Annotated in this window: 8 protein-coding genes; 7 read left to right on the forward strand and 1 reads right to left on the reverse strand. The window is 55.4% G+C overall.

Going from position 1 to position 7,975, the window contains the following annotated elements:
* Positions 1–271: DUF2959 family protein (locus ACN0XM_RS18900; protein ID WP_417568481.1), on the forward strand; the 271-nt coding region annotated here is incomplete at its 5' end.
* Positions 272–304: 33 nt separating this feature from the next.
* Here the strand turns inward: ACN0XM_RS18900 and ACN0XM_RS18905 are convergent.
* Complete coding sequence (locus tag ACN0XM_RS18905) at positions 305–625, reverse strand: c-type cytochrome (RefSeq protein ID WP_417568482.1); 321 nt, start codon at positions 623–625, stop codon at positions 305–307.
* A gap of 380 nt (positions 626–1,005) precedes the next feature.
* On the opposite strand from ACN0XM_RS18905, the gene clrA reads away from it, so the two are divergent.
* From clrA to ACN0XM_RS18935, 6 genes are all read left to right on the forward strand, one after another.
* Positions 1,006–3,780, forward strand: a complete 2,775-nt coding sequence (gene clrA, locus ACN0XM_RS18910; protein ID WP_417568483.1) for a chlorate reductase subunit alpha — start codon at positions 1,006–1,008, stop codon at positions 3,778–3,780.
* 12 nt (positions 3,781–3,792) lie between these two features.
* Positions 3,793–4,773 carry a chlorate reductase subunit beta gene (gene clrB / locus ACN0XM_RS18915; protein ID WP_417568484.1) on the forward strand — a complete coding sequence of 327 codons (981 nt, stop codon included), beginning with the start codon at positions 3,793–3,795 and terminating at the stop codon, positions 4,771–4,773.
* 16 nt (positions 4,774–4,789) lie between these two features.
* On the forward strand, positions 4,790–5,533 hold the full coding sequence (locus ACN0XM_RS18920; protein WP_417568485.1) for a molecular chaperone TorD family protein: 744 nt from the start codon (positions 4,790–4,792) through the stop codon (positions 5,531–5,533).
* Between the two features lie 30 nt (positions 5,534–5,563).
* Positions 5,564–6,397: an ethylbenzene dehydrogenase-related protein gene (locus ACN0XM_RS18925; protein ID WP_417568486.1), complete on the forward strand. Its 834-nt coding sequence runs from the start codon at positions 5,564–5,566 to the stop codon at positions 6,395–6,397.
* Between the two features lie 10 nt (positions 6,398–6,407).
* Positions 6,408–7,508 carry a P-loop NTPase gene (locus tag ACN0XM_RS18930; RefSeq protein WP_417568487.1) on the forward strand — a complete coding sequence of 367 codons (1,101 nt, stop codon included), beginning with the start codon at positions 6,408–6,410 and terminating at the stop codon, positions 7,506–7,508.
* 65 nt (positions 7,509–7,573) lie between these two features.
* On the forward strand, positions 7,574–7,975 hold a 402-nt coding region (locus tag ACN0XM_RS18935), incomplete at its 3' end, for a hypothetical protein (RefSeq protein WP_417568488.1).

The following is a 7,975-nucleotide window of genomic DNA, read 5'->3' on the forward strand; positions in this document are numbered from 1 at the left end:
TAGGAACACCAGTAAGCGCAGGCTAGATGAAACCCGCAAATTATACAGCAGCTTGATTACCCGAATGCACCAGGTTGAAAAGCGAATGGACCCTGTGCTCGAAGCATTTGAAGATCAGGTGCTTTTTCTAAAGCATAACCTTAACGCTCAGGCGATAGGTTCCCTCGAGGACGAGTTGGGGCAGATTCGACAGGATGTAGATAGCCTTGTTCGTGATATGGAAGCATCCATTGCGGAATCTGAAGCATTTATACAGCGGTTTCGTGAATAACCCGTTTGAGGCTTGAGCCAATAAAACCAAATGTTATTGCTTGCTGTAATAAGCCGCCATATCCGCAATATCTTCATCGGTCAGATTTGTTGCCTGAGGGGTCATAACAGCTGACATTCCACCGTTGCGCTCACCTGCGCGATAGGCTTTGAGGGCGAGCACAAGGTATTCCGGTGCTTGCCCAGCCAGATTTGGATATATCGAGGCCGTGGATTGGCCATCAACACCGTGGCAGGCTACGCAGGTCGCGATTTTATTTGCACCTGCCTCAGCGTCTGCTGCTACTGCTGCTGGCAGTGCAAAAGCACCAAGGATAATGCCAATCGGCGCGTGCTTTCTTACTAGGGTTTTCATTTCAATCTCCAGAGTCTGACCTAATCCACAAGTATCAAGTAAGCGCCAGAATGTGCCAGTTTTCAAGGAAAGGCAGGCCGTGCATTTGGCCATATTTGACGTGCATCAAGATTTACACGGAGATACGTGGCTATAAGTATTTTACGACGGCTACAAATATTTGACCTATGCTAATTTGATGGGAGTTGGCCGGTGAAGAGACTGTACTTGTTATTTATGATGTTGTTTTTCAGATGATAATTTTTGTCATTTAAACTGCTTTCCTTCGCAAGACTGGGCATCGGACAACCCGTTAATTTCGAGCGTGACGAACAGGTCATAAACAAGCCGTGGTCGATCTGGGTCGGCGAAAAGCGGCAATTGTCGATGAGGAGAAGGTCATGGGGATGTGGAAGCTGAAGCGCCGCGATTTCCTGAAAGGTCTGGGCGTAACGGGTACAGGTGTGATGCTCAGCGGCAATGTTTGGGCGTTGAACCGGTTACAGCCGATCGAAGACACACTAGCCACAGAATACCCCTACCGTGACTGGGAAGACCTGTACCGTAACGAATGGACCTGGGACAGCGTCGGCCATGCGGCCCACTGCATCAACTGCATGGGTAACTGCGCCTGGGACGTGTACGTTAAAGACGGCATTGTTATCCGCGAAGAACAGATTGCCAAATACCCTCAGGTTCATGAGAACATCCCCGATGCCAACCCCCGCGGCTGTCAGAAAGGTGCCATTCATTCCACCTCCATGTATGAAGCCGACCGCCTGCGCTACCCGCTGAAGCGTGCCGGTGAGCGAGGCGAAGGCAAGTGGCAGCGCATTTCCTGGGATCAGGCTACGGAAGAAGTGGCTGACAAAATCATCGATATATTCGTCAAACACGGCCCCGGCAAACTCAAGACTCACCAGGGCTCCGGCAACCAGACCATGGTTCGCCAGTCTGGCCCCGCGCGTTTTGCTGCTCTGGTGGGCGGAATCCAGCTCGACGGTTTCACCGTGGTAGGGGATCTGTTGACCGGCGCTCACCTGGCCTATGGCAACCCACTGGAAAGCTTCACTTCCGATGCCTGGTTCGATGCCGACTACATCATGCTGGGCATGATTAACCCTAATGCCACCCGCATTCCCGATGCCCACTATATCTGGGAAGCAAAATACAACGGCGCACGCATCACCAGCACCTCACCGGATTACAACCCAAGTGCCATTCATACTGACTTGTGGATGCCCATAGAGCAGGGGTCGGATCCGTTTCTGGCTATGTCCTTTGTTAACGTGATCCTTGAAGAAGGGTTGTTCAAGCCAGATTTCATCAAGGAACAAACTGACCTGCCCATGCTGGTGCGCCGTGATAACGGCAACCTGCTGCGGGAATCGGATCTGGTGGAAGGCGGGTCCGACGAGGTGTTCTACCACTGGGATTTGAACACCAATAAAGCAGTAAAAGCCAAAGGCTCCATGGGCGATGAAGACAAAACCCTGAAGCTGGGCGAGGTGGACCCGGCTCTTGAAGGCACCTTTACTGTAGAGCAGGGCGTAAAGGTCACTACGGTATTTGAGCAGGTGAAGCAGGAAGCGGCAAAGTTCACACCGGAAAAGACCCAGGAGCACACCGGCATTCACCCGGATATTGTGCGTCAGGAAGCACGCCTGCTGGCGAAGTCCAAAAAAGCCATCATCATGCTGGGCTATGTCACCTCAAGCTACTCCAACTGCCTGTACACCTGCTGGGGTTATGCGTTAACACTGGCATTGACCGGCCACGGCGGCCGTACCGGTGGTCTGGATACATCTTGGGTTGTGTGGAATCACCCCCGCTGGAGCGAACTCGCAGGCTTTGAGGGCAAGAAATCCGCCCGTCTGGAACCCGGTGGCCTGGGTGAATTCCTGCGCGGTGGCATGATGGAAGGTGCTCGCAAGCACTTCGACAATAAAAAGCTGAAAAAACGTGTTGGCTTCGATCTCGATGAGATGGAAGAGATGATGAACGAGTCCATGGAAAAGGGCTGGATGCCGTATTACGGCGAAATCAAGGGCATGATTTCCATTGCCGACAACACCTTCCGCCGCAACAAGATGAGCAAAAAGTACCGGGAAGAGCATCTGCGTCAGGCGGAAGAGTTGTACGTAAACATTAACGTGCGCATGGACTCCACCGCTGAATGGGCCGACTACGTGCTACCTGCGGCCAGCCACTATGAAGCCTGGGATATCCGCACCCAGGGATATCACCGCTTTGCCAACATCTTTACCCGTTCGGTTGAGCCTGTGGGTGAGTCCAAGCCTGATTGGGAAATCATGGCGCTGCTCACCAAGAAAATACAGGAACGCGCCGTTGCCCGTGGCATTGGCCCGATTCAAGACGGCGATGTAACCCGTGATCTGCATACCATTCACGATGACTTTACCCGCCAGGGCACACTGAACACCGACTACGATGTGCTCAAACACATCATTGAGGATTCCCCAGAATTCGGCGGTGTCACTATTGAAGAAGCTGCCGAAAAGGGCTTCATCGTAATGAACGAGCACGCGGGTCTGAACCAGCCCCTAAAGCCGGATGAAGGCTATAACCCCTTCACCGCGCAAACGGACGGCAAGAAGCCCTACGAAACCCTGACCGGGCGTATAACCTTCTACTGTGACCACCCCTGGTTCAAGAAACTGAACTCCACCGTACCCACGGCGCGTTTGCATGCGGGGCCCAAGGCGTCCAACTACCCCTTGGAGTTCTACTCACCCCACGCCCGTTGGGGCATCCACTCCAACTGGCGCAGTAACAAGTACCTGCTGCGCTTACAGAGGGGCGAGCCCAACATCTACATCAACCCGCAGCTTGCTGAACAGCGGGGCATCAAGGACGGTGACACGGTTAGGCTGTTTAACGCCAACGGCGATTTTTACGCCCAGGCCAAGTTCTACCCGAGCATACCGGTGAACTCCATCATGATGGAGCACGGCTGGGAGCCGCATCAGTACATCCAGCGCAAGAACATGAACATTTCCAATGCCGTGTTCCTGCAACCCCTGGAGCTGGCGGGCGGCTGGGGTCATCTACAGTTCATTTACGCAAAATGGAACGCCAACCAGCATATCCATGAAAGCTGCTACGACATTGAGCTGGCAAAGCACGAAGACATCACCGACCCACGAGCCGTTTAAGAGGAGATAATCATGACTGTTAAACGCCAACTCAGCATGGTCCTGGATCTGAACAAGTGCATCGGCTGCCAGACCTGCACCGCAGCTTGCAAACTCATGTGGACCAACCGCAACGGCCGTGAGTTCATGTACTGGAACAACGTGGAATCCCAGCCGGGTAAAGGTTACCCACGGGATTACGAGAACATGGGCGGTGGTTTCGACGCTGACGGCGCTTTGCGTCTGGGGCGCCAGCCCAGCCAGGAAGACTATGGCATTCCTTGGGAGTACAACTACGAAGACGCGCTGATGACCGGCACCGACCCCTGGCTGCGCCCCAATGTGAAACCCACCTGGGGCGCCAACTGGGATGAAGACGAAGGTCTGGGTGACTACCCCAACAGCTACTACTTCTACCTGCCGCGCCTGTGCCACCACTGCGCCAACCCGGCGTGTCTGGCAGCTTGTACCCGCAACGCTATCTACAAGCGCCAGGAAGACGGCATTGTGCTGGTGGATCAGGAGCGCTGCCGTGGCTATCGCTACTGTGTAAACGCTTGCCCGTATAAGAAGATTTACTTCAACGAGGAAATATCCAAATCCGAGAAGTGTATTTTCTGCTACCCGCGCATCGAAAAGGGGCTGCCCACCGCCTGCGCCCAGCAGTGTGTGGGTCGAATTCGGTGGATAGGCTACCGCGACGACGAAGACGGCCCGATTCACAAGCTGGTGGAGAAGTACAAAGTGGCCCTGCCGCTGCACGCAGAGTGGGGCACCGAACCCAACGTGTTCTACGTGCCGCCCCTGTCGCCACCCAAGTTTGGCGAAAACGGCGAACAGCTGGATGAGCCCCGTATTCCGCTTTCGTATCTGGAAAGCCTGTTCGGCCCCCGCACCGGTGAGGTTCTGGACACACTGCAGGAAGCTCGACAGGCCAAAGCTGATGGTGAAGGCAGCGAGCTGATGGATATCCTGATCGGCTACAAACACGCTGAAATGTTCAAGCTGAGCTGAAGCCGGGAGAAAGGTAATGACGCAATTAGCAGCACCCGCTGTTCGGCAACATGAACTGGAGCATGCCGAAGCCCGGGGCGCCATTTATCGCCTTGCTGCCGTGGCCCTGGGTTACCCCATGGAAGAAACCTGGGAGGCTCTGGCTGATGGGCGCCTGCAAGAGGCGCTCAACGAAGCCTGGCAAACGCTGGACGACGAACCCTGCCCAAGATTTGAGACAAGCCCCAGTTCGGAAGATTTACAAGTAGGCTACATGGCTACATTTGTTCACGGCAAGCGGGGCAAACCAAGGGTGCCATTGGTGGCAAGCGCCTACGATAGTCTGGTAGGCGGCCTGACACCCGGTGCCTATTTGTTGAATGTTCAGGCGTTTTATACACACTTCGGGCTGACGGCCAATGTGGACGATGAAGGCCACAAGGACCAACCTGACCACCTTATAGCGATGCTGGAATTCTGCGCACTGCTGTGCCATCTGGAGGTTCAAGCGCTGGAAAACCAACGTGATGCAGCGCCTTACCGTCGTGCCCAACGGGATTTTCTGGCGCGTTATCTCCGGCCGCTACTGCAAGCCATTCGGGCCAAATACGCCCACGAAAACCAGCACGGTCTGGATGCCAATCTGGCTCATTTGGTGAACGTACTCCCGGACTGGACCCATACCCAACAAAGAGCGCTGGAAAATCAGGTAGGGCCATGCCCGGAAGAGGGCACAAGAAAAGCCGGCCCCGAAGCCACCAGTCAGCCCATGTGGGACTGAACCCAAACGATTCGCATGAGGAACCATGCCATGACATCTCACCATTCTGAAAAGGGCTCTTTGGTAAACCGCATCAAGCAGTTAACCGGCTTGTTCACTCTGGCGGCATCCTGCGTGCTGGCAAGCAGCCATGCATTGGCTGATCACAGCGACAGAAACCCCAACGTTAGCGAGGTAAAAGCCTGGGATACGGTGAAGGTGTCGCGTATTCCGGGAGGCATTTACTTGCGCACTCAGGACGACCCGAATGATCTGATCTGGGATCGCCTGCCCAAATACCGCACCAACCTGTTACCTGCCCCTCCGGTGCATCAGTCGGTTGGCTTGCGTTTCGATGAAGGCGCTACCCGTGGCAAACACGTTTACTTTCAGGTAGCCCGTTCCGATGAGCGCCTTTACATTCGCATGCATTGGAAAGATGCAACGGAAGACCGTGGTACCACGGTGGATGGGTTCCGCGATGGTGTGGCAGTGCAGTTCGCACTGAATGATGTTGATACTTCCTACATGATGGGCACCGATCACGAGAACCCCGTTAATATCTGGTACTGGCGCGCCGACGACGACAAGGTAGAAAACCTGGCTGCAGGTGGCTATGGCAGTACAACCGCACTGCAAAAACAGAATGTTACCGGCGCCAGTGAGTATTTCTTTGACGAGGTGCCTGCAGACCGGCAATGGAATGTCGTCATGTCCCGGCCCTTTGAGCCAGATGGTGAGTACGAAGTTAACTTTGATCGTGAAACCATACCCATCGGCTTTGCGGTGTGGCAGGGTAGCGACAAAGAGCGTGATGGCAACAAACGTGTCACCCATACCTGGATTCTTCTGGACACCAGTCTGGACAGCAAAACCAGGAACTGAGGAGCTCCCCATGTCGGTTTCCCATTTTCCCGGTCGTGACCCACTGGCTCTGGTACCGGAAGATTGCGGCCGTGGCCATGCCTGCCAGTTCTGCCCGGAAGAAGAGCGGTGCCAGTTGGACAAGGGGCACCATGAAAAACGTCTGATTGAATCCCGCCTTGCGCAGATTGGCCAGATCATTATGGTGATGGCCAACAAGGGCGGCGTGGGTAAAAGCACCGTATCAGCCAACGTAGCGGCCGGGCTGGCGGCTCAGGGGTACCGGGTAGGAGTGGCGGATGCCGACATCCATGGCCCAAATCAAAGCCGGTTTTTCGGTTTTGTGGGTCAGCGCGTGCGCCTGGGCAAACAGGGATTACCGCCAAAGGATTTTGAGTTTTTTGGTCTGGAGCACCCGGTAAAGGTTGGTTCTTTGGCCTTCATGATGGAAAGGGACGACACCCCCATTGTCTGGCGGGATGCTTACAAGCACGACTTCATGCACCACCTGATTGGCTCATTCGATTGGGGACCGCTGGATTTTCTGGTAATCGATATGCCGCCGGGCACAGGCAACGAACTGATTACCCTGGCAGATATGCTTGAAGGCCATGATGTAGCCGCATTACTGGCCACCACTCCGCAAGAAGTGGCGTTGATGGATAGCCTCAAGGCCGTGCGTTTTTGCCAGGAGCGTGGCATGCCTTTGCTTGGTGTGGTGGAGAATATGGCCGGTGTAACCTGCCCCCACTGCAGCGGGCACTTTCATGTATTCCCCCGCGCTCATCTGGCGCAAGCTCTGGCAGAAGCCGATGTAGAATCCCTGGCACAAATTCCCTTATCCCTGACGTTGTCCAGTGGTTCCGATACCGGCGTACCGATCGTCTTGTCAGAACCGGAAGGCCCGGAAGCGCAGGCATTCGCCCCGGCCGTCAACGCTTGTGTGGCCCATGCAAAGGCGAGTTTTGCGGAAGCGGCAAAACAGTCCTTACAAGGGCTTACCCAGGCCAGCCTGGAGAGTGAAGAACTTGAGCAGGCATTGAACGCCGTGCCCCCGGAGCAGCGGGAGGCCTTGCGCCAACAGCTGGAAGCCATGCTGGGTCCTCATAACGGCCCGGCTCAACAGGGTTGAGTCCCGACTGACATTCCTGCAGCCCTTGTCTATGGGCTGCTTACCCATTATCCGAGAGTATTATCATGACTGACACTCGTGCGCCTGACCGCCGTCGTTTTTTTCGCCAGCTGCTGGGAACGGATAACGCCTCTGCGCCTGGCCGCGCGCCTTGGCACCGGGTACCAGAAGTGGGTGCCGGTGATGGCGACGTACTCTGGTCCGGCTGGACAGGCAATGGCGAGCTTTTTGTGGTGGGCGATGAAGGCATGGTGTTGCGCTATACCGGCAACACCGATGCCACCGCTTCGCAATGGCAGCACATGGAAATGCCTACGCGGTTGCCCTTGCACGGAATCTGGGGGCTGTCGGCCGATAATCTCTTCGCCGTAGGCTGGATGGGCGCACTGCTGCCCTTCGGTGGCACTGGGTGGCGGATACTGCGGGGCGGGGTGGTGGGTGAGAGAAGGAGGACCATTAGGGGGTGC

Origin of the sequence: Marinobacter sp. (assembly GCF_048269445.1) — a bacterium.
In the GTDB taxonomy this organism is placed as follows: Bacteria; Pseudomonadota; Gammaproteobacteria; order Pseudomonadales; family Oleiphilaceae; genus Marinobacter.